22 protein-coding genes are annotated in these 24,153 nt (G+C 39.5%); all 22 read left to right on the forward strand.

Features of this window, described 5'->3' with window-relative positions; translation table 11 throughout:
• The first annotated feature begins 514 nt into the window (after window positions 1-514).
• The 22 genes from upp (at window position 515) to D1839_RS04650 (ending at window position 23,750) form a co-directional block, all read left to right on the forward strand.
• Window positions 515-1,144 carry a uracil phosphoribosyltransferase gene (upp, locus tag D1839_RS04545; RefSeq protein ID WP_120378861.1) on the forward strand — a complete coding sequence of 210 codons (630 nt, stop codon included), beginning with the start codon at window positions 515-517 and terminating at the stop codon, window positions 1,142-1,144.
• Window positions 1,145-1,237: 93 nt separating this feature from the next.
• Window positions 1,238-2,350 carry a non-hydrolyzing UDP-N-acetylglucosamine 2-epimerase gene (wecB, locus tag D1839_RS04550; RefSeq protein WP_442970605.1) on the forward strand — a complete coding sequence of 371 codons (1,113 nt, stop codon included), beginning with the start codon at window positions 1,238-1,240 and terminating at the stop codon, window positions 2,348-2,350.
• 97 nt (window positions 2,351-2,447) lie between these two features.
• Window positions 2,448-4,658 carry a S8 family serine peptidase gene (locus D1839_RS04555; RefSeq protein ID WP_199689965.1) on the forward strand — a complete coding sequence of 737 codons (2,211 nt, stop codon included), beginning with the start codon at window positions 2,448-2,450 and terminating at the stop codon, window positions 4,656-4,658.
• A 419-nt stretch (window positions 4,659-5,077) separates the two neighbouring features.
• Window positions 5,078-5,464 (forward strand): ATP synthase subunit I, encoded by a 387-nt coding sequence (locus tag D1839_RS04560; protein WP_120378863.1) that lies wholly within the window; start codon window positions 5,078-5,080, stop codon window positions 5,462-5,464.
• Between the two features lie 5 nt (window positions 5,465-5,469).
• Complete coding sequence (gene atpB, locus D1839_RS04565) at window positions 5,470-6,195, forward strand: F0F1 ATP synthase subunit A (RefSeq protein WP_120378864.1); 726 nt, start codon at window positions 5,470-5,472, stop codon at window positions 6,193-6,195.
• A 48-nt stretch (window positions 6,196-6,243) separates the two neighbouring features.
• Window positions 6,244-6,456 carry a F0F1 ATP synthase subunit C gene (gene atpE / locus D1839_RS04570; protein ID WP_050350970.1) on the forward strand — a complete coding sequence of 71 codons (213 nt, stop codon included), beginning with the start codon at window positions 6,244-6,246 and terminating at the stop codon, window positions 6,454-6,456.
• A gap of 113 nt (window positions 6,457-6,569) precedes the next feature.
• Complete coding sequence (atpF, locus tag D1839_RS04575; protein WP_120378865.1) at window positions 6,570-7,097, forward strand: F0F1 ATP synthase subunit B; 528 nt, start codon at window positions 6,570-6,572, stop codon at window positions 7,095-7,097.
• A complete protein-coding gene (locus tag D1839_RS04580; RefSeq protein ID WP_120378866.1) occupies window positions 7,094-7,639 on the forward strand; it encodes a F0F1 ATP synthase subunit delta in 546 nt (181 codons plus the stop codon). Before atpF ends, D1839_RS04580 begins: the two co-directional genes overlap by 4 nt.
• An 18-nt stretch (window positions 7,640-7,657) precedes the next feature.
• Window positions 7,658-9,169, forward strand: coding sequence for a F0F1 ATP synthase subunit alpha (gene atpA, locus D1839_RS04585; protein WP_120378867.1), 1,512 nt, complete (start codon window positions 7,658-7,660; stop codon window positions 9,167-9,169).
• Between the two features lie 46 nt (window positions 9,170-9,215).
• Window positions 9,216-10,085, forward strand: a complete 870-nt coding sequence (gene atpG, locus D1839_RS04590; protein WP_120379021.1) for an ATP synthase F1 subunit gamma — start codon at window positions 9,216-9,218, stop codon at window positions 10,083-10,085.
• Window positions 10,086-10,127: 42 nt separating this feature from the next.
• Complete coding sequence (gene atpD, locus D1839_RS04595) at window positions 10,128-11,537, forward strand: F0F1 ATP synthase subunit beta (protein WP_120378868.1); 1,410 nt, start codon at window positions 10,128-10,130, stop codon at window positions 11,535-11,537.
• A 102-nt stretch (window positions 11,538-11,639) separates the two neighbouring features.
• Window positions 11,640-12,035, forward strand: coding sequence for a F0F1 ATP synthase subunit epsilon (locus D1839_RS04600; RefSeq protein ID WP_120378869.1), 396 nt, complete (start codon window positions 11,640-11,642; stop codon window positions 12,033-12,035).
• A gap of 1,707 nt (window positions 12,036-13,742) precedes the next feature.
• Entirely contained in the window at window positions 13,743-13,973 is a 231-nt protein-coding gene (locus D1839_RS04605) for a DUF1146 family protein (protein ID WP_050350978.1), read from the forward strand.
• A gap of 122 nt (window positions 13,974-14,095) precedes the next feature.
• On the forward strand, window positions 14,096-14,815 hold the full coding sequence (locus D1839_RS04610) for a YwmB family TATA-box binding protein (protein WP_158589606.1): 720 nt from the start codon (window positions 14,096-14,098) through the stop codon (window positions 14,813-14,815).
• A gap of 34 nt (window positions 14,816-14,849) precedes the next feature.
• Entirely contained in the window at window positions 14,850-16,178 is a 1,329-nt protein-coding gene (gene murA / locus D1839_RS04615; RefSeq protein ID WP_120378871.1) for a UDP-N-acetylglucosamine 1-carboxyvinyltransferase, read from the forward strand.
• A gap of 202 nt (window positions 16,179-16,380) precedes the next feature.
• Window positions 16,381-17,205 carry a M55 family metallopeptidase gene (locus D1839_RS04620; RefSeq protein ID WP_120378872.1) on the forward strand — a complete coding sequence of 275 codons (825 nt, stop codon included), beginning with the start codon at window positions 16,381-16,383 and terminating at the stop codon, window positions 17,203-17,205.
• A 10-nt stretch (window positions 17,206-17,215) separates the two neighbouring features.
• A complete protein-coding gene (locus D1839_RS04625) occupies window positions 17,216-18,148 on the forward strand; it encodes an ABC transporter permease (RefSeq protein WP_120378873.1) in 933 nt (310 codons plus the stop codon).
• Window positions 18,148-19,113, forward strand: a complete 966-nt coding sequence (locus D1839_RS04630) for an ABC transporter permease (RefSeq protein WP_120378874.1) — start codon at window positions 18,148-18,150, stop codon at window positions 19,111-19,113. Before D1839_RS04625 ends, D1839_RS04630 begins: the two co-directional genes overlap by 1 nt.
• 8 nt (window positions 19,114-19,121) lie before the next feature.
• Window positions 19,122-20,126, forward strand: a complete 1,005-nt coding sequence (locus D1839_RS04635) for an ABC transporter ATP-binding protein (RefSeq protein WP_120378875.1) — start codon at window positions 19,122-19,124, stop codon at window positions 20,124-20,126.
• 14 nt (window positions 20,127-20,140) lie between these two features.
• Window positions 20,141-21,772, forward strand: coding sequence for a peptide ABC transporter substrate-binding protein (locus D1839_RS04640; RefSeq protein WP_120378876.1), 1,632 nt, complete (start codon window positions 20,141-20,143; stop codon window positions 21,770-21,772).
• Window positions 21,773-21,838: 66 nt separating this feature from the next.
• Entirely contained in the window at window positions 21,839-22,789 is a 951-nt protein-coding gene (locus D1839_RS21070; RefSeq protein WP_199689966.1) for a C40 family peptidase, read from the forward strand.
• A 1-nt stretch (window position 22,790) separates the two neighbouring features.
• Entirely contained in the window at window positions 22,791-23,750 is a 960-nt protein-coding gene (locus D1839_RS04650; RefSeq protein ID WP_120378878.1) for an ABC transporter ATP-binding protein, read from the forward strand.
• Window positions 23,751-24,153: the final 403 nt, after the last annotated feature.

The following is a 24,153-nucleotide window of genomic DNA, read 5'->3' on the forward strand; positions in this document are numbered from 1 at the left end:
AGGACTACCATTCCCTTATTATAAGGTTTTTTTATGGATTTTTGTAGTGAAAACTCCTATTATTCATAATTTTGGAATAATATACTTTCGCTTGACTTTGAAATAAAAAGTTTATGCAACGCTAGTGGGAAATTATAAAATTTTGCAGCTGTGGATAAACTTACTAAGTTACTTAGCCACGTCCGGCTCCAGCACCCAGCAACTAGGCGACTTCCTACGATAAGTCATCATTGGTTCGTGGTTAAGAGGAAGGCCGACTAAAAACGGACTTGCCGCTCAGGCGTCGGCATACTCCTGTTGCAGGAGCATGATTCCTAAAACTTTAGTTGCTTCGTTCCAGTCGCTACGTTGCTAAACGGGCGCTCTGCACCTTTGTTCGTAGAAGCTACTCCGTATATGCCAGGATTTCGCCGGGTTTCGCCAATAATGGAGAACTTTTAGCATAACTTGCATGTGAAGCCGATTTTGAGTACAATTTTAAGGATGCAACTAAACTAAAGGAGTGAACGGCAACATGGGAAAGGTTTTCGTACTAGATCACCCGTTAATTCAGCATAAACTAACGTACATAAGAGATAAAAACACTGGTACAAAGGAGTTTCGTGAGCTGGTGGATGAAGTTTCCATGCTGATGGCATTTGAAATTACACGAGATCTTCCGTTACAGGAAAAAACGATCGAAACACCAGTAATGGAAACAAAAGCAAGTGTACTAGCTGGAAAAAAAATTGGTTTGGTGCCTATTCTTCGTGCAGGATTAGGTATGGTAGACGGAATGCTGGATTTAATCCCCGCAGCTAAGGTTGGTCATGTAGGGCTTTATCGTGACCCCGAGACATTGAAACCTGTGGAATATTATATAAAATTACCTTCTGATATTCACGAACGTGAATTAATTGTTATCGATCCAATGCTTGCAACGGGCGGCTCTGCAAATGATGCTATCCATTCATTAAAAAATAGAGGTGCAAAGCATGTTCGACTAATGTGTTTAATTGCTGCACCAGAAGGCGTAGAAGTCATTAAACAAGAGCATCCAGATGTAGATATTTATCTGGGAGCATTGGATGAGAAACTAGATGAAAAAGGATATATTATTCCAGGCCTAGGTGATGCAGGAGATCGTCTTTTCGGAACAAAATAAAGGAAGAATGTGGATTAGAGATAGAAATTTGGTTTTTTTTTCGATACAATAGATGAAAAATGACATAAATTCTGGAGTGAAAATATCATGACGTTGAAACGGATTAAAGTAATGACAATTTTTGGTACGCGGCCGGAAGCTATTAAAATGGCTCCCCTCGTCCTGGAATTAAATAAGCGTACGGAGGAATTTGAATCCATTGTCACTGTTACAGCACAGCATCGGGAAATGCTGGATCAAGTTCTGGAAATTTTTTCTATAACCCCTGATTACGACTTGAATATTATGAAAAAGCAACAAACGTTAGCGCAAATCACCACAAGAGCATTAGAGGGTTTAGATGAAGTAATGAAAAAAACGCAGCCAGATATGGTGCTTGTTCATGGGGATACGACGACAACGTTTGCAGCTTCTCTTGCAGCCTATTACAATCAAATTGCAGTAGGCCATGTGGAAGCAGGGCTAAGAACATGGAATAAGTACTCTCCATATCCAGAAGAAATGAATCGCCAATTGACTGGTGTCATGGCTGATTTACATTTTGCACCTACAGAAAAATCCCAGCAAAATTTAGTTCAGGAAAATAAACCGCTGGATCGTATTGCTGTTACTGGGAATACAGCAATTGACGCATTAAAAACAACGGTTGATCCTTCATATAGCAGTCCTACTTTAGAACGTATAGGAGAAAAGCGTCTAGTTTTAATGACCGCACATCGAAGAGAGAACCTCGGTAATAACATGCAACAAATGTTTAGAGCCATTAAACGTTTAGTGGAAACGCATGCGGATATTCATGTTGTATATCCGGTTCATCTTAATCCTGTCGTTAAACAAGCTGCTGAAGAAATTTTAGGGAACGATGATCGAATTGATTTAATTGAACCATTAGGTGTGGTTGATTTCCACAATTTTGCTTCTCGCGCTTATTTAATTTTGACCGATTCTGGGGGAGTTCAAGAAGAAGCACCATCCCTTGGAGTTCCTGTGCTCGTTTTACGGGACACAACAGAACGTCCAGAAGGTATAGAGGCGGGAACATTGAAATTAGCTGGTACAGATGAAGATAATATATATCAGTTGGCAAATGAGTTGCTAACAAACAAACAATCCTATGACAAAATGGCAAAAGCGTCCAATCCTTATGGAGATGGACAAGCTTCACGTAGAATTGCAGATGTGATTGTTGATTATTTTCATAAATAATCTATGTAAGAGTTGGGGTTGCTAGACTTATTTGGCAGCCTTTTTTTTGTATATTTTTCCTCTTCCTTCAAATCCTAAAGCCTAAGGAGAGGATAGTATGCGTGTAAAGATATTTTTAATCAGCAGTATATTTGTTATGTTACTTACGATAAGCAACATCAGTTTAGCAGAGCAATGGAACCATAATGATAGCAATCTGGAATCGATTATTGTTGAAGTAGACGGGGAACCAAAAGAAATTCAAGCTTTCTTAAAAAGCCATTACCCGACTATTGAAATAGTAGCTGTTTATACAACATTATTTAATGGTCTTGCACTCAAGGGTAACCCGGAGCAGTTACAACGAATGGAATCATTAGAATTTGTGAAAAATATTTATACTGTACAGCAATATGAAACGACAAACATGGATCGAAATAAATGGGACCAAAAGCATCAAAAGGCTGTTTTCCCGTTTGAATTAAATAACACTACCTATACTGGAAAGGGTGTCAAGGTTGGTGTTGTTGATACGGGAATGGATTATAATCATCCCGATTTACGCAAAAATTATCGTTCTGGATATGATGTCGTTGATTTAGATAATGATCCCATGGAAACAAAACCAGAAGAAGGTAATGCGACGTTGCATGGCTCCCATGTGGCTGGTATTATTGCTGCCAACGGAAAAATGAAAGGAGTAGCTCCTGACGCAGAATTATACGCTTATCGTGCGTTAGGTCCAGGAGGCAGTGGTACATCGATCCAAGTAATTGCTGCTATGGAGCAGGCGATAAAGGATGATGTAGATATTATCAACTTGTCTTTAGGCAATCAAGTTAATGGACCAGACTATCCAACAAGTTTAGCTGTGAATAAAGCAGCTGAATTAGGTGTTGCTGTTGTGATAGCCAATGGGAATGCGGGGCCAGACGGCTGGACAGTTGGGGCGCCTGCTACTGCTAATCAAGCGTTATCTGTTGGTGCTGCAAGTCACGAACAACAACTCCCTTATTTATATGCACGATGGGAGGATAAAAAAATTGCCATCACGGAAATGACCGGCTCTCCTCCATGGCAGCTTGATACGTTTTATCCCATTGCTTTTGCAAAGCAAACGAAAGATTTGAATGGAAAAATTGCGCTTTACCAACGAGATGATATTCCTTTTATGGAAAAAGTACAGCAGGCGCAAGCTTCTGGTGCGAAAGCAGTCGTTATCGCCAATAATCAAGACCAACCTTTACAAGGAGATGTATCTGGGGAAAAATCGCCTAAAATTCCAGTTGCCTCCATATCCCAAAAGGACGGGGAGTGGTTGCGAAAAAAGTTAAATAAAGAACAGCTGAGCTTAGAAACAAACTATGAAAGCAAAGCACCTTCGATTGCCAATTTTAGTTCAAGAGGTCCAGTTACGGTAAATTGGCATATTAAGCCGGATGTAGTTGCTCCTGGAACACAAATTATAAGCACAGTCCCGGGCGGGTATCAAGCTTTACAAGGAACAAGTATGGCTGCTCCCCATGTAAGCGGTGTGGTGGCTCTAATGAAAGAAGCAAGACCTATGTGGACCAATCAGCAAATATTTGGGGCCATTAAAACAACGGCGTTACGTATGGAAGCAGATCAAGAACCTTTGTCTCCGACCATCCAAGGTATGGGGCTTATTCGCCCAAAGGAAGCGATTGAAACAAAAACAATTATTGATGATCCGCAATTAACTTTTGGGCTGGTTAATTCTTATAGCGAAACCAAAACAGAACAAATCGTAATTGAAAATAAAACAGATGAGCCTCAAACCTACTATTTTGATAAACCGTATAAACAGCCTGGAATAAGCTGGAACCTCCCACCTGCAATCACGGTAGCTCCTCATAGGAAACAGAAGCTGTCGCTTGAAGTAAAAATAACTTCTCCGCAAATCGAGGAGGGCGTGCACCAAGGCTGGATCACCATGCGACAAAAAGATACAGCGTACTATATGCCGTATTTATTTGTTAATCAAGCAGCGGATAACCCAAAGGCAATGGGATTTGAATTTGTACTACAGCCTTTATCAACGGATACCTTTACCTACCGTTTTTATATGACCGAACCAGCGGAAAAAGTGGAAGTCGATTTGTATCATCCAGATACACTTCTGTTTGACCGCCAATTGCTAGAACTTAAGGATGTCAAGGCAGGAGTCAACGAAGGGGAAATGAATCGTCGGACAGTAGGTAAATCAGGGTATTATTATGCTGTTATTTCCGTAACGCTTCAAACTGGGGATTTAGCGAGTTATGAAGCAATGATTTATGTACCACCTCAAGGTGTAAATGGGAACTGACTATTATTTCCTTTTGTTCACAAATTTGTCACGTCTTAGACACGAAAAATACACTATACTAGTGAGTAGGATTTTTTGTTCCGTAAAGACAAAAAATCCTAAAATTTACCATTTATAATTATCCTAAAACATGCAATTTAAGCTTGAAATCAATTGACATTAAGGGGTCGCTCATGTACACTTGCTAAGTGTGGAATGGTAGCAGTTTCATAACATTTATTGCGTTTAATTTATGGCTATCATTCACCTGTTCATTTGTTCACATAAACTTCATAGTATAGGAAGAAAAATTATAGTATACTATGAAGATGGATCTTTTTTTACATACGAATTCCTTAAATTTGAGCGTAAAGCTGTTTCTATGTAAGCATAGCGTTTTACGAATGTACATGCTGTAATAGGCAAGGGAAGAGGGAATTATGTCGGATTACAAAAAAATGGTTACGCGACAGCGGAAATGGATGTTCTATCTTCTCGCAATTTTTGTTATAGGAGCTGGCTTTACGCCGTATGTACAGATCTTTCTTGGTTTGTTACTGGGCTCATCTATCAGCTTTTATAACTTGTATCTACTCCAAAAGAAAGTAGCGTTGTTTGGCGATGCAGTCACGAACAATCAAAAGGTAAGAACCTTGGGAACGCTATCACGAATGGCGGCTGCCATTCTAGCGATCTTAATCGCCATTCGTTTTGATGACTACTTTCAAATCATTGCTGTGATTATTGGATTAATGACATCCTATCTTGTCATTATGATAGATTTTGCTCTAAGTAACTTTAAACAATCGAACAAGAAGGAGGGGTGAGTAACGTGAATCATACTGCACCAATAGCAGAGGACCTGTTTGGCATTTCCTGGTTCGACGTCAACTTGGCGAATCTTTTTATGGTAGCTGTTTCTTCTGCCATCGTGTTTATACTTAGTGTTATTGCAAGTCGCAAATTGCAAATGAAGCCAACCGGTTTACAAAATTTTATGGAATGGATTGTCGAATTCGTAAAAGGGATTATTAGCGACACTATGGATTGGAAAACCGGAAAAGTATTCCTCCCGCTTGGTCTAACATTAATTACGTATATTTTAGTAAGTAACTTGCTGGGTGTAGCCACAGTTGGAGTAATTGGTCATGATTTATGGTGGAAATCACCGACGGCGGATGCAACATTAACATTAACGCTATCAGGTATGGTTGTTCTCTTAACACATTTTTATGGCATTAAAATTCGAGGGATGAAGCATTATTTGAAAGGGTATGTTAGCCCATCACCTATTATGCTCCCTTTTAAAATTATTGAAGAATTTACCAACACATTAACGTTAGGTCTGCGACTTTTTGGTAATATTTATGCAGGAGAAGTGCTGCTTGGATTACTTGTGACGCTTGCGACAACGGGTGTTCCATTTGGTTTCATTTTTGCAGCTGTTCCAATGCTTGCGTGGCAAGGATTCAGTTTGTTTATTGGAGGAATTCAAGCATTTGTATTTACGATGTTAACAATGGTGTATTTGTCTCATAAAGTGAGCAGCGACCATTAAATAAAAACATAAAGAATATAAGGTTTATAATAAAAGGAGGAAATATGAATGGGAGCTTTAGCAGCAGCAATAGCAATTGGTTTGGCAGCGTTAGGAGCTGGTTTTGGTAACGGAATGATTGTTAGTAAAACAGTTGAAGGGATTGCTCGCCAGCCAGAATTAAAAGGTTCATTACAAGGTACCATGTTTGTTGGAGTAGCACTAGTTGAGGCGATTCCTATCATTGCAGCGGTAATCGCATTTATGGCTATTTTTATGTAAACTTTCATAATTTAAGATGGCGAGGATTAGTTTAACAGTCTTCGCCATTCCTTTATGGGATTTATTAACGAAATAGTTTGAAGATGTTACCGATCACGAAAGGAGTGAAATTAGTGTATTCATACATCGATGTATTAACAGTAGGTGCCGGTGTTGGGGGCTTAAGAGTAGTCGATATGGCAGTTCAATTATTCTTTTTCCTTCTTTTACTATTCTTAGTAAAGAAATTTGCCTGGGGCCCTGTCATGAATATGATGCAAAAGCGTGAAGAATATGTAGCCAATGAGATAGAAGCAGCTGAAAAGAGCCGCCTGGATGCGGAAAAAGCTTCTAAAGAAGCTCATGAACGCTTAAAGCAAACGAAGCAGGAAGCGCAAAAAATTATTGAGGATGCCAAAGAAGCAGGGCAAAAACAAGAGCAAGAAATAATTAGAATAGCCCGCGATGAAGCTAATCGGCTCAAAGAGTCTGCACAAGCTGACATCCAAAACGAAAAAGAGAAAGCATTACAAGCATTACAAGATAAAGTTGCTTCATTATCTGTATTGATTGCAACCAAAGTGATTGAAAAAGAGATTGATGAGAAAGATCAAGAGAAACTTATTCATGAATACATTAAAGAGGTAGGAGAAGAGCTATGAGTCATGAAACGGTAGCAAAGCGTTATGCGGATGCTCTTTTCCAGCTTGGTCAAGAAAATGGAACACTTGATGTACTAGCTCAAGAAATGAAAGTAGTAAAAAAAGTGTTTCAAGATAATAAAAATCTTTATACATTCCTCGTGCATCCCCGTGTAAGTAATGCGAAGAAGCAACAATTTTTGCAAGATGTGTTTCAACAGGCGCAAAAGGAAGTAATGAATACTTTACAGTTACTAGCCCAGCGTCATCGGATTGAATTACTTCCGGCAATTGTTGATCATTTTATCCAGTTAGTAAATGATGCGAAGGGAATTGCAGCTGCAACCGTATATTCTGTTCGAGCATTGTCAGAGGAGGAGTGCCGACAATTGGAGCTTAGCTTTGCAAAGCGATTTGCTAAAAGAGCGATTGAACTAAACAACGTTGTCGATCCTTCATTAATTGGCGGTATGAAAATCCGTGTTGGAAATACGATTTATGACGGCTCCGTTAGTGGCATGCTAAAACGAATAGAGCGAAACATTGTGTCTGCAAACAAATGAAGATAGGGGTGAAATGGTATGAGCATCAAAGCAGAAGAAATTAGCAGTCTGATCAAACAGCAAATTGAAACATTTGATACAGACATTGAAGTTAGCGATGTCGGCACAGTAATTGAAATTGGTGACGGTATTGCACGAGCTCATGGCTTGGATAACGCCATGGCCGGAGAACTACTTGAGTTTTCAAATGGTGTCATGGGCTTAGCACAAAACCTGGAAGAAAGTAATGTAGGGATTGTTATTTTAGGTCCTTACACAGAGATAAAAGAAGGCGATGAAGTTCGTCGTACAGGACGGATTATGCAAGTACCTGTTGGAGAGGAATTAATTGGTCGTGTGGTAAATCCATTAGGCCAGCCATTGGACGGTAAGGGTGCAATAGAAGCAACGAAAACACGTCCAATTGAATCGCCTGCACCAGGTGTAATGGATCGTAAATCAGTTGATGAACCATTACAAACAGGGATTAAAGCGATTGATGCGCTCGTTCCGATTGGTAGAGGACAACGTGAGTTAATTATCGGAGACCGGCAAACAGGTAAAACGACAGTGGCAGTAGACACGATATTGAACCAGGCAGATCAAGATATGATTTGTATTTATGTGGCGATTGGTCAGAAAGACTCTACTGTAAGAGGTACCGTAGAAACTTTCCGACGTCATGGTGCATTAGATTATACCATCGTTGTGTCGGCTGGAGCTTCTGATCCTGCTCCATTATTATACTTAGCCCCATATGCAGGTGTTGCTATGGGAGAAGAATTTATGTATAACGGCAAGCACGTGCTTGTAGTTTATGACGATTTGTCGAAGCAGGCAGTAGCTTATCGTGAGCTTTCATTACTTTTACGTCGTCCACCTGGTCGCGAAGCATTTCCAGGTGACGTATTCTATATTCACTCTCGTTTATTGGAGCGCGCAGCAAAGCTAAGTGATGCAAAAGGTGGCGGTTCTTTAACTGCATTGCCATTTGTTGAAACACAAGCTGGTGATATTGCTGCCTATATACCAACAAACGTTATTTCCATTACAGACGGACAAATTTTCTTACAATCAGATCTATTTTTCTCTGGCGTCCGCCCAGCGATTAACGCTGGTTTATCAGTTTCGCGTGTTGGTGGATCAGCACAAATTAAGGCGATGAAAAAAGTTGCAGGTACATTACGTTTAGACCTTGCATCTTATCGTGAATTGGAGGCATTCTCGCAATTTGGTTCCGATCTCGATAAAGCAACCCAAGCCAAATTAAATCGTGGACAACGAACAGTTGAAATATTAAAGCAAGGTTTGCATAAACCAATGCCTGTAGAAAAACAGGTTATGAGTCTTTATGCACTTACAAAAGGATTCCTCGATGATGTTGCTGTTGAAGATATTCTTCGCTTTGAGGAAGAAATGAATACATGGCTTGATAATAATCGTAAAGAGTTATTAACGTCCATTCGTGAAACAGGAAAATTACCAGATGAGGCAGAAATGAATGAAGCGATTGAAGCTTTCAAAAAGACATTTTTACCATCTGAAGGATAAGGTATCATAGCGCGTAACCTTTTATGAGAAAGGGCGGTGAATGAGCTTGGCATCACTAAGAGATATTAAGGGTAGGATTAATTCTACCAAGAAAACAAGAAAAATTACTTCTGCTATGCAAATGGTTTCAGCTTCTAAAATGGCAAAAGCAGAGCAAAATACAAAAGCTTTTGAACCATACAGTAAAAAAATTCAAGAAGTTATGGCCCATATTGCGAATTCTGCTACAGAGACGTCCCACCCGATGTTAGAAAAGCGAGAAGTTAAAAAGACTGGTTATATGGTCATTACAGCGGATAAAGGTTTAGTGGGCGCTTACAACAGTAATGTGTTAAAAGCACTCTACCAAAAAATCCAGCAACGCCATCAATCAAAAAATGAATACACCATCATAACTATTGGGCGTATGGGATATGAATTTTGTAAAAAAATGGATCTTCCAATTGCCCAAAGTATCATTGGTATTGGTGATCAGCCTGATTTTGCAGATATAAAAGAAATTGCCTCAGAAACGGTACAATTATATGCGGATGAAGAAATTGATGAACTGCACATCATATATAACCATTATGTTAGTGCAATCTCGCAAAAGGTAACGACAACCCAACTGTTGCCGATTACCAATTTAGGTGAGCATACCAATACTTCTTCCTTCCATGATGAATATGAATATGAACCAAATGAAGAGCTAATTCTTGGCGTGCTTTTACCACAATATGCAGAAAGCCTTATTTACGGTGCATTATTGGATGGGAAAGCAAGTGAACACGCGGCTAGTATGACTGCAATGAAAAGTGCTACAGATAATGCTGGAGAGCTTATTGATAAGTTAACATTAACTTACAACCGTGTGCGTCAAGCTGCAATTACACAGGAAATAACGGAAATTAGTGGAGGAGTAGCTGCGCTTGAATAACTTCTTCGATGATTTCAGGAAAGTACGTTAGGAGGGAAATCGATGAGCAAAGGACGTATTACACAAGTAATGGGACCTGTCGTTGACGTAAAATTCGCTGATGGACAGCTTCCCGATATTAATAACGCTCTTGTTGTTAAAATAGCGGATGACTCAGCTGATACACTAAAAGAGCTCACCTTAGAAGTTGCGCTTCATTTAGGTGATAATAGCGTTCGTACTATTGCTATGTCATCAACAGATGGATTAAGACGTGGATTAGAAGTTGAAGATAAAGGAAGTCCGATTTCGGTTCCAGTTGGCGATGTAACATTGGGTAGAGTATTTAATGTACTTGGAGACAATATTGATTTGGATGAACCTTTGGGAGCAGATGTGCGCCGCGATCCAATTCATCGACAGTCACCAGATTTTGAAGATCTAACAACGGAAACAGAAATTTTGGAAACAGGGATTAAAGTAGTAGACTTATTAGCGCCTTATGTAAAAGGTGGTAAAATTGGTCTATTCGGTGGAGCCGGTGTTGGAAAAACTGTACTTATTCAAGAACTGATTAATAATATAGCCCAAGAGCATGGAGGTATTTCGGTGTTTGCGGGTGTTGGTGAACGTACACGTGAAGGAAACGACCTGTATTATGAAATGAAAGATTCTGGAGTTATTGCCAAAACAGCTATGGTATTTGGGCAAATGAACGAACCGCCTGGGGCTCGTATGCGTGTTGCATTAACGGGATTAACCATGGCAGAATACTTCCGTGATGAACAGGGGCAAGATGTATTGTTATTTATCGACAATATCTTCCGTTTTACCCAAGCAGGATCTGAGGTATCTGCTTTGTTAGGACGTATGCCTTCTGCCGTTGGTTATCAACCAACGTTGGCAACAGAAATGGGACAATTGCAGGAACGTATTACATCTACGAAAAAAGGTTCTGTTACATCGATACAGGCCATTTACGTACCGGCAGATGACTACACTGACCCTGCACCAGCAACAACATTTGCCCACTTAGATGCTACAACTAACCTTGATCGTGGTTTATCGGAACAAGGGATATATCCCGCGGTAGACCCACTTGCATCAACTTCACGTGCACTAGACCCTGAGGTTGTTGGACAAGAGCATTATGAAGTAGCTGTTGAAGTACAAAAAACATTGCAACGTTACCGTGAATTACAAGATATTATTGCGATTTTAGGAATGGATGAATTAAGTGATGAAGATAAGCTCGTTGTAGCACGAGCACGTCGGATCCAGTTCTTCCTATCACAAAACTTCCACGTTGCGGAACAATTTACAGGTCAAAAAGGTTCTTATGTACCTGTAGAAGAGACTGTAAAAGGATTTAGGGAAATTCTAGATGGAAAGCATGATGATCTACCAGAAGACGCCTTCCGTTTAGTAGGACGCATTGAGGAAGTAGTAGAAAAAGCAAAAGGCATGGAATAAGAGACATGAAAGGAATCAGATAATCAACCTTGATCATTTGGAACGGTTAATGAATGCAATGATTCATTGACCGCCTTCATGTCAAGCTAAGGAGGGGTTGCTTTGAAAACACTAACGGTGAGTGTTGTTACTCCTGACGGTCCAGTATTAGAAGATGATTATGAGATGGTTAGTTGTAAAGCAGAAAGTGGAGAGTTAGGTATTTTGCCTGGGCATATACCTTTAGTTGCTCCATTGTCGATTAATGTGGTTCGTTTGAAACGTGAAAACCATGTAGACAAATTAGCGGTTAATGGTGGCTTTATGGAAGTTCGCCCAGATAAGGTGACGATTTTAGCACAATCTGCGGAAAAACCATCAGAAATTGATATTGATCGAGCTCAACGAGCAAAAGAACGAGCTGAACGTCGTCTCCAATCAAAACAAGATGACATTGATACGTTAAGAGCGGAACTAGCTCTTCGTAGAGCTATAAATCGACTAAGTGTCGGCAGTTAAACAAAAAATCTCTTATAACAAATAGTTATAGGAGATTTTTTGGGTTAGGTAAATGATCATATTCTCTAGCTGTGGATAAATGGTTGTAAAAGTGACACATGTCTCTAGTTTTAGCGTTCAAGTAGTAGTAATTCTCAAATTTCTTCCTGTGGCAAGATATCATCGGCTCAAATCTAAAGGCAGGTTGCAGAGTGTCCGATGAAATCCACTATGAATCTCAGTTTATTCGTTTTTGAAAAATAGGAGGAATGCTCATTTATGGTTCAACTTAATATGTTAAATTCAACGGCTTATGCTTGGTGTTAAATGGAAAGTAGCCGAAGTTACAAGGAATTTACTCAAAGTTCATAATTAATTTGCACCGACGTCTGTCAAGTGGACACGATAATTTCTTCACATTTTACCAACATATAAAGGGTAGTTCAGCAAGATCATTACTTTAATTTTCTTCAAATCATCCGTTTTTATGTTCGAATAGAACAAATTCCCTTTTGTTCAGAGATAAGAAAGTATAAAAATTTTGGCTTTGGGATACCGTTATAACGGAATAGCCACTTCCGGGGCATGAGCCAGCAACGAGGGGACTTCACGAATCGTCGTACGATAAGTCATCATCGGTTGTAGCTAAGAGGAAGGCTGACTTAAAACGGGCTTGCTGCCCGAGGTCGGCATACTCCTGTTGCAGGAGCATGATTCCTAAACCTTTAGTTGCTTCGTTGCTAACCGGGCTCCCTGCGCCTTTGTTCGTATATAAAGAAAAAAATTTTTCCAGCGAAACTTTACAAGGATTTTGTAGTACTTTTAGTGTTTAATGATGAGACTTAATAAGCTTAATAGGGAATTAAGCGGATCCTCTCCATATAATGCAAACTACAATAGTAACTTTGACAATGGAAATTTATCCCTTAATAATGACCGTATATCCCGTATGTAAGGTGGTGTAAGACTCCCACTTTAGGAGTTGAATCACTTGTAAAAATACCAGCACCTAAATGTCCTATTTGGTAATTGGGTTTTAGGTCATACCAACACGATACTAACAATCATTGGAGGATAAATGCCCCCCAATCGAGGATTTACTTTATGCTTTTTGAAGTCTTTTTAAACTAAGCCAATTATATGTCTTAGGAAATGTCGATATTTCCCGGGAAATGTAGAAGAGCTGTCTTCTATATGAAGAAAGAGTTAGCCAGCGATAAATTTATTTCAGAGGCAGAGGAAATAAAGCCTTACCTTCTACTTCAGCTAGTGTATATTAATGTAAGATGGCCCATTTGTAAGCAACATGTCAGCTTGTATTCAAACTTTAGATGACATAATCTTGTGTGAGAATCAGTCGAATATGAAAAAATACAGATGAAAGTTTTACTTTAATTCACCACTCCGTTTTTGTCTGAAGTACTGTACTTTGTAGTTAAGAATGCACAGTTTTTTGTAATTGAGGAGCGAATAGTTTTCCATACCCCTTCTTATGGATTGACTTTTTTTCTTTTCCATGGCAAAGTATCTATTAGTGCTATTCAAAAAATTACTGAATCAGATGGATATCTGCTTGAATAGCAGTGAAGAGATGTTTGATGCTGTTAAAGGCAATGGAAATGTGTGGAAGTAAACGGTTGCTCAGCAAGGAAGGAAACGCTGTGTCGCTGTTGCTGTTAATGTACTTTTTGAATATCTTTTTTATAGCAATTTATAAAGGTGGTTCTTATGTTTTCACTAGGCCAACAGGCAATAATTAGTCTGATCTCACATCTTTTATTTATATACTTGACTTGGAGATTGATGATGACCATTAACTTTGAGCCAATCATCAAAAAAGGAAGAGCGAAAGAAGCGCAAATATTAATTTTGTTTTTAACCATTGTGATTGGAACAGGTGTCAGCCGCTTCTTTTTGGAAGTGCTACAGTGGTCCAGAGATTTAAATCATTTATTTTGATTTCCTGATCTGAATACTTGTATATTGGGGAATAAAAAGACTGTCAGCATTTGTATGGTATGCTTTTGTATCTCCCAGTTCATACTATTATTAAGAAATAGTTGGATATGGGGGATTTTATTGTGAAAAAGTCTATTATTCTAGCAATTTTATGTATGTTTGTAGCAAATAATATTGGAATGGATCCAAGGGAAGAAAGCAGAGATGAACTGATGGATCTATCTCAGTTTATGGTGACTGAGAATGCGCCAATACAAGAATGGCAAACAACATGGAAAGAATCAATTTCTCCTGAAAGAAAAGATGCATTAGTGAAAATGTTGAGTCGTAAATACGAAAAAAGTGTGACCAAAGACAAGAAGAAGGTTAAAATTTCTTTTACAAACCGCCATATATCTAAGGGAATAAACGTATTATTTAATGTGGTCATTCCGCGTCACGAAAATGCTTCTGCAGAATTTATTGCCGTAATAAGCGGGAATGGTTGGAATTCCAATACGGAAGAAAATTATACTCGCATAAACCAAAGTTTTATGAACAAGTATTTCACAAATTCTGTAAGGAGATTTGCTTGTCTGACGACTAGAGGAAATGATATAATTAATGGTGATTATTTTTTAACCAAATTGACAAATTATTTTCAAGTAGAACAAATACAGACACAATTCGATACAGTAGAACAATCAACACATAAAAAAATTATTTACGGGTATACACCATTATGGAAACAACATATTTCCATCGAAGATGCACCTATGAATATACAAATTGCAGTCGAAGAAAACGGATCGGACAATCCTACATACATGATAGGAACACCTATCCTAATAAATGAATATTAATATAGTGAAATTGGATCTGAAGGAGATTTGAAATATGGAAAAAATCATCGTAAGAGGCGGACACCAATTGAAAGGCACTGTGAAAGTGGAAGGTGCTAAAAATGCTGTGCTCCCTGTCATTGCCGCTAGTCTTATTGCAAGTGAAGGAAAAAGTGTCATTAAAGATGTTCCTGAACTAGCTGATGTATATACAATAAATCAAGTACTAAAAAATATGAATGCAGATGTCCATTTTGAAAACAACACAGTAACGGTAGATGCTTCAAATCACTTAACGACAGAGGCACCGTTTGAATATGTAAGAAAAATGCGTGCTTCTGTCCTTGTAATCGGACCTTTGTTAGCACGTTACGGGCATGCAAAAGTTGCCATGCCGGGTGGCTGTGCAATTGGTTCCAGACCAATTGATTTGCATTTAAAAGGTTTTGAAGCAATGGGTGCTGAAACTCATGTTGGGAATGGCTTTGTTGAACTTAATGTCAACAAGCGACTTAAAGGTGCAAAAATTTATTTAGATATGCCAAGTGTTGGAGCGACTGAAAATATTATGATGGCGGCAGCTCTAGCAGAAGGAAAAACAGTTATAGAAAATTGTGCCAAAGAACCAGAAATTGTTGATTTGGCAAATTATCTCAATAAGATGGGTGCCAAAATAGTTGGTGCGGGAACGGAAACGATCCGTATTGAAGGTGTTGAAAAATTGCGTGGCGTGGAGCATTCAATTATACCAGATCGTGTAGAAGCTGGTACGTTTATGGTAGCTGCGGCAATTACACAAGGGAATGTATGGATTGAAAATGCAGTTCCTGAACACTTGCGCTCCGTAATTTCTAAATTGGAAGAAATGAATGTTACTGTGAAGGAAGAAGCTAATGGAATACGAGTTATTGGTCCTAAACAGTTAAAAGCAACCGACATAAAAACATTACCTCACCCTGGGTTTCCAACAGATATGCAATCACAAATAATGGCGTTAATGTTAGTTGCTCAAGGTACAAGTGTCATTACGGAAACCGTGTTTGAAAACCGCTTTATGCATGTGGAAGAGTTTCGTCGTATGAATGCTAAGATGAAGATTGAAGGTCATAGTGTGATTATGGAAGGACCTAGCGACCTTCAAGGAGCAGAAGTAGCAGCAACAGATTTGCGTGCAGCAGCAGCTCTTGTATTAGCTGGATTGGCAGCGGAAGGTATAACCCGAGTAACGGAGTTAAAGCATCTTGACCGTGGGTATGTGAACTTTGCTGGAAAATTAGCAGCTCTAGGTGCAGATGTGGAAAGGGTAGATGAAAAGGGAAATGCTGTATCGCCGCTTATCCAAGTGGAACCAATCCGTCATTCAATAGCTGCAGAGCTTTCTTAATCTACTAGTAATAAGTATTTAGGATGCATTCATTCATATTCCGAATAGAAGTCATGTGAAAAACAGATGAAGGCCTTTTTCAATCATCTGTTTTTTTGTATGTTGTAATTGCTGAGAAGTTTATTCTTTAAATTCCGACTTTTCATTTTAATATATCTATGGTAAAATTTAAGAAAATTTTACCACTAAGGAGAAAGAAAAAATGAAATTATATCTATCCGTAGATATGGAAGGAATTACTGGCTTACCAGATGAAACATTTGTCACAGCAAATATGCATAATTATGAACGATCAAGAAAAATCATGACTGAAGAGATAAATGTAGTCATTCGTACTGCATTGGATAATGGCTGCACAGGGATTCTAGTTAATGACAGCCATTCGAAGATGAATAACATACTTATTGAAGACCTACATCAAGATGCGCTGCTGATTACTGGTGAGGTAAAACCATTCTCAATGATGCATGGACTAGATAATACGTTTGATGGAGCCATGTTTATTGGGTACCACGCACGTGCTGGCAAATTTGGCGTGATGTCTCATACCATGATTCAAGCAGTAAGAACGATGTATATAAACGATCAGGAAATTGGCGAAATGGGATTGAATGCCTATCTCGCAGGGTATTATGATGTTCCCGTAATAGCCGTTACTGGCGATGACCAGGCAGCAAAAGAAGCGGAAGCACTTGTTCCAAACGTGAAAACGGCAGCTGTAAAAGAGACGATATCAAGATCGTCTGTCAAAAGTTTAACTCCTAAAAAAGCGGCGAAACTTTTAACAGAAAAGATAACGGAAGCCATACAGCAGCGTGATCATATCTCACCACTAATTCCACCGAGTAACCCGATTTTGCGAGTGGAATTTGCGAATTATGGGCAAGCAGAATGGGCTAATCTAATGCCTGGTACAGAGATAGAAGCAGGAACTACAATTGTTAGGTTTCAGGCGAAAGATATGCTAGAAGCATATCAGGCAATGCTTGTGATGACAGAACTGGCAATGATAACTAAATTTTCGTAGGAGGAGGCATATGCTACGTTATGTAGGAAAGCGTTTACTTATGATGCTGCTGACACTATGGGTTATTGTTTCACTAACTTTTGTTTTAATGGTTACGATACCAGGATCTCCATTTAATAGTGAACGCGGAACGAATGAAGCCGTTCAGTCAAATTTGGAAGCGCATTATAATTTGGATGAGCCTTATATTGTGCAATATGTTCTATACTTGAAATCTATTGCTACTTTCGATTTTGGTCCATCCATTAAACAACCATCGCAAACGGTAAATGATATGCTCGGACGGGGCTTTCCCATCTCTTTTGAGCTTGGAATAATTACGATAATTGTCGCTGTTATATCTGGTGTAACTTTAGGTGTCTTTGCGGCATTAAAGCATAATCAAATAATTGACTACTTAGCAATGGGGTTCGCTGTGTTAGGTATTTCGATTCCAAACTTTGTGTTAGCTACCCTACTTATTCAACAATTAGCAGTGAATCTAGAATGGTTTCCAGTGGCAAGGTGGTTAAGTCCAACACATATGATTTTACCAATTACCGCACTTGCTACTGGACCTATGGCTATTATTGCTAGATTGACGAGGTCGACAATGCTGGAAGTTTTAACCCAAGACTATATAAAAATGGCACGTGCTAAGGGGTTAGCACCATGGAAAATCATTTGTAAACACGCTTTAAAAAACGCGTTAATGCCCGTGGTTACGATTATGGGCACACTGCTAGCAGGAATTTTAACCGGTACGTTTGTAATCGAGAAAATATTTGCTGTACCTGGGATGGGAAAATATTTTGTAGAAAGTATTAATCAACGTGACTATCCTGTCATTATGGGAACAACGGTATTTTACAGTGCATTTTTAATTATTATGTTATTCCTTGTTGATATTGCATACGGCATATTAGACCCGCGCATAAAGCTACATAAGAAAGGCGGGAAGTAATGAAAACAAAATGGGTGGATCAAGCAAGGCAAGAACCTGTTCAAGCTTCCGAAGTACCAGATGCATGGTTTGTGTGGAAAAAGCAGGATAAAGCTGCATTAGAAGCTGTATCAAGACCGTCTTTATCGTATTGGAAGGATGCTTGGAGAAGGTTAGTCCAAAATAAACTGGCAATGACGGGATTCGTGTTTTTAGTGTTACTTACTATTTTTGCAATATTTGCACCGATTCTTTCTCCTTATGAAGTTAACAAACAAGATTTACCAAACCAGTATCAGCCACCTTCTCAAGAACATTGGTTTGGAACAGATAATGGTGGCAGAGATGTTTTTACTCGTACCTGGTATGGAGCGCGAATTTCCTTGTTTGTTGGATTAATGGCAGCTTTAATTGATTTTACGATTGGCATTATATACGGTGGCTTATCAGGGTATAAAGGTGGACGAACGGATCATATTATGATGCGCATTATTGAAGTATTATATGGGCTTCCATATTTGCTAGTCGTTATTTTATTACTAGTCGTGCTTGGCCCGAGCTTAGGTACCATTATTCTTGCTCTAACCGTTACAGGATGGGTTGGAATGGCGCGAATTGTGCGTGGGCAAGTTCTACAAATTAAAAATTATGAATTTGTACTTGCCTCTAAATCATTTGGCACAAAAACATCACGCATCATTCGAAAAAACTTACTGCCAAATACGATGGGTCCGATTATTGTGCAAATGACGTTAACCGTTCCTAGCGCAATCTTTGCAGAAGCGTTTTTAAGCTTTCTTGGACTTGGCATTCAGGCACCATTTGCTAGCTGGGGTGTGATGGCAAATGATTCCTTAGGATCCATTCTGTCTGGACATTGGTGGACATTATTTTTTCCAGCATTCTTCATTTCTTTTACGATGTTTGCATTTAATGTATTAGGGGATGGGCTTCAGGATGCACTTGATCCGAAGCTGAGAAAGTAGGTGGACAGATGGAGACATTACTTGAAGTTAGAGATTTGCATGTAACTTTTTCAACCTATGGTGGAACTGTTAAAGCTGTGCGAGGTGTTTATTTTCACTTGAATAAAGGAGAAACGCTAGCAATTGTAGGTGAATCAGGCTGCGGAAAGAGTGTGACCTCGCAAGCAATTATGCGGCTGATTCCAGAGCCACCAGGAAAAATTACCAAGGGCGAGGTGATTTTTAAAGGCAAGGATTTAGCAAGCTATACCGAAAAGCAGATGCGCGCCATACGTGGTGTGGACATATCGATGATCTTTCAGGATCCAATGACAGCCCTAAATCCGACACTTACCATTGGCACACAGCTTATGGAAGGCTTGCGAGAGCATCAAGCTGTTAGTGGAGAAGAGGCAAAAATAAAAGCTTTAGAAATGATGCATTTAGTCGGTATACCGAATCCTAAGGAACGCTTAAAGCAATACCCGCACCACTTCAGCGGAGGGATGAGGCAACGAATTGTTATCGCAATGGCATTAATTTGCGAACCAGAGCTTCTGATCGCTGATGAACCTACAACAGCATTAGATGTGACTATACAAGCGCAAATCCTTGAATTATTTGGTCATATTCAAGCAACGACAGGGGTGTCGATTATTCTAATTACCCATGACTTAGGTGTTGTAGCTAAAATAGCAGATCGGATCGCTGTCATGTATGCTGGTAAAATCATCGAAACGGGAACGAAACATGACATATTTTATGATGCGCAACACCCTTATACAAAAGGCCTATTAAACTCGGTCCCCCGGCTTGATTTAAAAGAGGAAAGACTAACACCAATTGATGGTACGCCACCAGATTTATTCTCACCTCCACGAGGATGTCCATTTACACCGAGATGTCCATTAGCGATGGAAGTGTGTGGGAAAGTGTATCCTGTGACAACTGAACGCAGCAGATCACATCATGTAGATTGCTGGTTACAGGACGAAAGGGCGCAACAACTTTTGGCTCGTACAGCCAACCAATAGAAGGAGGAGAGTTGATGAAGAAGGGCTTGGTTTACTTAGTGGGATTTTTGGTACTTTTTGCTTTAGCTGCGTGTACAGCGAAAGAAAGTGCTGGTACAGAGGAGGAAAATGGAGCAGCAAACGAAAAGGAAGCGGTAGAAGGAAAAATCCTTCAGCTGAATAATGGGGAAGAGCCAACATCTTTTGATCCGGCGATAGGGTTTGATAATGTTTCTTGGAATGCATTAAATAATTTGCTGGAAGGGCTAACACGGCTAGGAGAAGACCATACACCGCAGCCAGCGGTTGCCGAGGAATGGGAAATTTCCGAGGATGGGACAACATATACGTTTCATTTACGTGAAGATGCTAATTGGTCCAATGGCGATACGGTCGTAGCAGAAGATTTTATTTATGCTTGGAAACGATTGTTAAATCCAGAAACTGGCTCATCAGCTGGATTTCTCGGTTATTTCATTAAAGGAGGAGAAGCTTTTAATAGTGGGGAAGGATCGGCAGACGATTTAGGAATAACAGCAGTGGATGAAAAGACACTTAAAGTAGAATTGGAAAACCCAACAGGATTCTTCTTACATGTATTAACAAATCCAGCTTTTTTTCCAGTAAATCATAAAGTAGCTGAAGAAAACCCGGAATGGCATGCTGAAGCAGATTCATTTGTTGCAAATGGACCGTTTAAGCTGGAATCTTGGAAACATGATAATGAAATGATGTTTACGAAAAATGAAGAGTACTGGGATGTGGATAGTGTACGCTTAGACGGCGTCCATTGGGTGATGGTCAATGATATTAATACGGAATATCAAATGTTTGAACGAGGTGAGTTAGATTCAGCAGAAATCCCTGCAGAATTATCCGATCAGGTAATAGATGGGGATAATGTGCAAATTGTTGATCAAGGCGGGTTAGAGTTTTATCGATTTAATGTTACGGAGGAACCTTTTCAAAATGCAAACATAAGAAAGGCATTTGCTTTAGCTGTTGATCAGGAAAATATCGCTGAATATGTCGTGAAAAATAAGGCGAAGCCTGCTCATGGGTTTGTCTCTCCAGGGTTTACCAATCCAAGTGGAGAAGACTTCCGTGATGTTAATGGAGAAATCGTTTCATTTGACCCAGAGGAAGCAAAGAAGCTATTGGAAGAGGGAATGCAGGAAGAAGGGTATGAGGAGCTTCCGAGAGTAACATTGTCCTATAATACGGATAATGTTAATAAAGATGTAGCTGAAACAATCCAAGGAATGCTCAGTGAAAATATTGGGGTAGACGTGGAGCTTGAAAACACGGAGTGGAACGTTTTTTTAGAAGATCAAAAGGCTTTGAAACACCAATTGTCCAGAAGTTCTTTTTTATATGATTATGCCGATCCAGTTAATTTCTTAGAGAGTTTTATTACAGGCTCTTATATGAATCGTACCGGCTGGTCAAATGAGACGTACGACGAATTAATAGCTAATGCAAAATCAGAAGCAGATGAAGTAAAGCGCTGGGAGTATATGTATGAAGCTGAAAAAATGCTTGCTGAGGAAATGCCGCTATTTCCGATTCGATATTATAATCAGGTAGAAGTATTACAAGAAGGAGTTACCAACATACTGCGTCATCCAGTGGGGTACCTTGATTTAAAGTATGCGGATAAACAATAACAGCATGAAGGGGACTACGATAATATCATTCGATAGAGCCCCTTTGAAAAAATGGGAGGGTAAATGGTGACTGAACAAACGTTTGATCAAACAGAGCGAGAAATTTATGTTGCCAGTGTTTGCGTAGCTACTGTATGGACAGATCCATCATCTGCTAGAGCGATAGATGCCCTTGCACTTAGCAACCCTGCTCATGTGGATAAATGGGTGAACCAACTAGATGATACACAAAAACTTGCATTATGTGATGAAAATCGAATTCAAACGCAAATACTTTATGGAGAACGAGTCATGGTAACAAAGCGAATCGGAGATTGGGCTCACATTGTTATACCTTCCCAACCATCCCATAAAGATAACAGAGGCTATCCGGGTTGGGTACCTGCTTGTCAAATAAAGAAAATGAATACCGTAGACTGGCAACAGCCAGTAAAAGCAGTAATTCGATCCTCATTCGCTTGGTTAACCTTTGACAATCAAGCTGCAATAAGTTTAAGTTATTTAACTATTTTACCAGTGAAAGCACAGTATAAAGATACGGTTACTGTCATGACACCGCATGGTATTGGATATGTAGCTAAAAATGATGTCGAGTTATTTTCTAACATAGATGGTGTTCCGCATGGGAATGGAGAAGCAATTGTAGCTGTTGCCAAAAAATATATAGGTCTGGAATATTTCTGGGGCGGAATGAGTACTTTAGGTTTTGACTGCTCTGGCCTAGCCTATGCTGCTCATAAAGCAAATGGGTACCAGATTGCTAGAGATGCCGGGGATCAAGCGACTACTGGAATAGAAGTTTCACTAGAGAAGCTTCGACCTGGTGATTTACTTTTCTTCGCTTATGAAGAGGGAAAGGGGCGAATACACCATGTTGGAATTTATAGTGGAGACGGAACCATGTTACATGCCCCACAAACTGGAAAAGGGATTGAAAAAATAAGCATTGCAAATACCATCTATGAAACAGAGTTATGCACTGCTAGGCGTTATTGGCGAGAAGGGGGCGTGGTATAAAATGGGGAAAGTAATTCTTGAAGTGAATCGTTTGCAGAAATTTTTTGAGATTAGCAGAAACCAAACGCTGCAAGCAGTCAACGATGTATCATTTCAGATAAGTCAAGGGGAGACCTTCGGGTTAGTCGGAGAGTCTGGCTGTGGTAAATCCACTATCGGGCGAACAATTCTCGGATTATATGATAAAACGGCTGGTGAAGTTCTTTATGATGGTAAGGATATCCATGCTTTAAAAGAAAATGAAAAATTCCAGCTACACCGGAAGATGCAAATGATTTTTCAAGACCCTTATGCTTCATTAAATCCGCGTTCTACAGTGCAAGAGATTATTTCTGAACCAATGGAAGTGCACCACATTTATCGACACAAACATGAGATAAAAGAACGTGTGTATCATTTATTAGAAGAAGTTGGGCTGCAGCGGGAGCATGCTAATCGATATCCGCATGAATTTAGTGGCGGGCAACGCCAACGGATTGGCATTGCAAGGGCACTCGCTTTAGAGCCTGATTTTATTATTGCAGATGAGCCTATATCGGCATTGGATGTTTCCGTACAGGCTCAAATCGTGAATTTGTTAAAAGAAATTCAAAGGGAAAAAGGGTTAACGTTTTTATTTATTGCCCATGATTTATCCATGGTGAAACAGATTTCTGATCGGATTGGAGTGATGTATTTAGGGAATTTAGTTGAACTTACTCAAGCAGAGGCGTTGTATGAAAGACCGTTACATCCTTATACGAAGGCACTATTATCTGCGATTCCGATTCCGGACCCAGTAGTGGAAGAAAAGAGGGAACGGATTATATTGCAAGGAGAATTACCAAGTCCGATTAGCCCACCAAGCGGGTGTGTGTTTCGTACGAGGTGTCCAAGGGCAATGAATATTTGTGAACAACAAAAACCACCATTTCAAGAAATAGAGCCGGGACATTATGTTGCTTGTCATCTTTATCATTGATGAAGATGGCAATTAACTTTGGCGAAACCGTGTATACTTAACATGAATAGGGGGAGAAGTATGTTTATTTAGGTAAAATCAGAAAATTATGTTAGAAATACGGGATAGTGCATACCCCTACTCTGGAAATATACTTTGCGCACTTAGGGTAGCTAGTGAACGTCATCAAGCTAGCGCACTGCCCTTGCGGGTCTCACCGTTGCCTTTCCTTCTGTAAGAGTCTATCTTGCATCCATTTAGTATATCATTCGCCTTTGGAGTTAATAGCATCATTACTTCCCAACCTCATTGCTTCTTTTCTCTTCCTATGGGGTGATTCCCCTCGCTTGGCATAACTTGTTGTGTTACGCTTTCTTTTATCCCGCATATAAAGGCTGTTTACCCTCGTTTTAGGAGTTTAATA

This window comes from Roseburia sp. 1XD42-34 (genome assembly GCF_009917385.1).
Lineage (GTDB): Bacteria > Bacillota > Bacilli > Bacillales > Amphibacillaceae > Virgibacillus.

Excerpts from the sequence above, each read along its gene's own strand:
- D1839_RS04555 (WP_199689965.1), top strand. The coding sequence starts at position 2,448 with ATGCGTGTAAAGATATTTTTAATCAGCAGTATATTTGTTATGTTACTT.
- atpD (WP_120378868.1), top strand. The coding sequence starts at position 10,128 with ATGAGCAAAGGACGTATTACACAAGTAATGGGACCTGTCGTTGACGTA.
- D1839_RS04630 (WP_120378874.1), top strand. The coding sequence starts at position 18,148 with ATGAAAACAAAATGGGTGGATCAAGCAAGGCAAGAACCTGTTCAAGCT.
- D1839_RS04640 (WP_120378876.1), top strand. The coding sequence starts at position 20,141 with ATGAAGAAGGGCTTGGTTTACTTAGTGGGATTTTTGGTACTTTTTGCT.
- D1839_RS04620 (WP_120378872.1), top strand. The coding sequence starts at position 16,381 with ATGAAATTATATCTATCCGTAGATATGGAAGGAATTACTGGCTTACCA.
- D1839_RS04605 (WP_050350978.1), top strand. The coding sequence starts at position 13,743 with ATGTTTTCACTAGGCCAACAGGCAATAATTAGTCTGATCTCACATCTT.
- D1839_RS04625 (WP_120378873.1), top strand. The coding sequence starts at position 17,216 with ATGCTACGTTATGTAGGAAAGCGTTTACTTATGATGCTGCTGACACTA.
- D1839_RS04560 (WP_120378863.1), top strand. The coding sequence starts at position 5,078 with ATGTCGGATTACAAAAAAATGGTTACGCGACAGCGGAAATGGATGTTC.
- D1839_RS04635 (WP_120378875.1), top strand. The coding sequence starts at position 19,122 with ATGGAGACATTACTTGAAGTTAGAGATTTGCATGTAACTTTTTCAACC.
- D1839_RS04650 (WP_120378878.1), top strand. The coding sequence starts at position 22,791 with ATGGGGAAAGTAATTCTTGAAGTGAATCGTTTGCAGAAATTTTTTGAG.
- murA (WP_120378871.1), top strand. The coding sequence starts at position 14,850 with ATGGAAAAAATCATCGTAAGAGGCGGACACCAATTGAAAGGCACTGTG.
- upp (WP_120378861.1), top strand. The coding sequence starts at position 515 with ATGGGAAAGGTTTTCGTACTAGATCACCCGTTAATTCAGCATAAACTA.
- atpA (WP_120378867.1), top strand. The coding sequence starts at position 7,658 with ATGAGCATCAAAGCAGAAGAAATTAGCAGTCTGATCAAACAGCAAATT.
- atpE (WP_050350970.1), top strand. The coding sequence starts at position 6,244 with ATGGGAGCTTTAGCAGCAGCAATAGCAATTGGTTTGGCAGCGTTAGGA.
- D1839_RS04580 (WP_120378866.1), top strand. The coding sequence starts at position 7,094 with ATGAGTCATGAAACGGTAGCAAAGCGTTATGCGGATGCTCTTTTCCAG.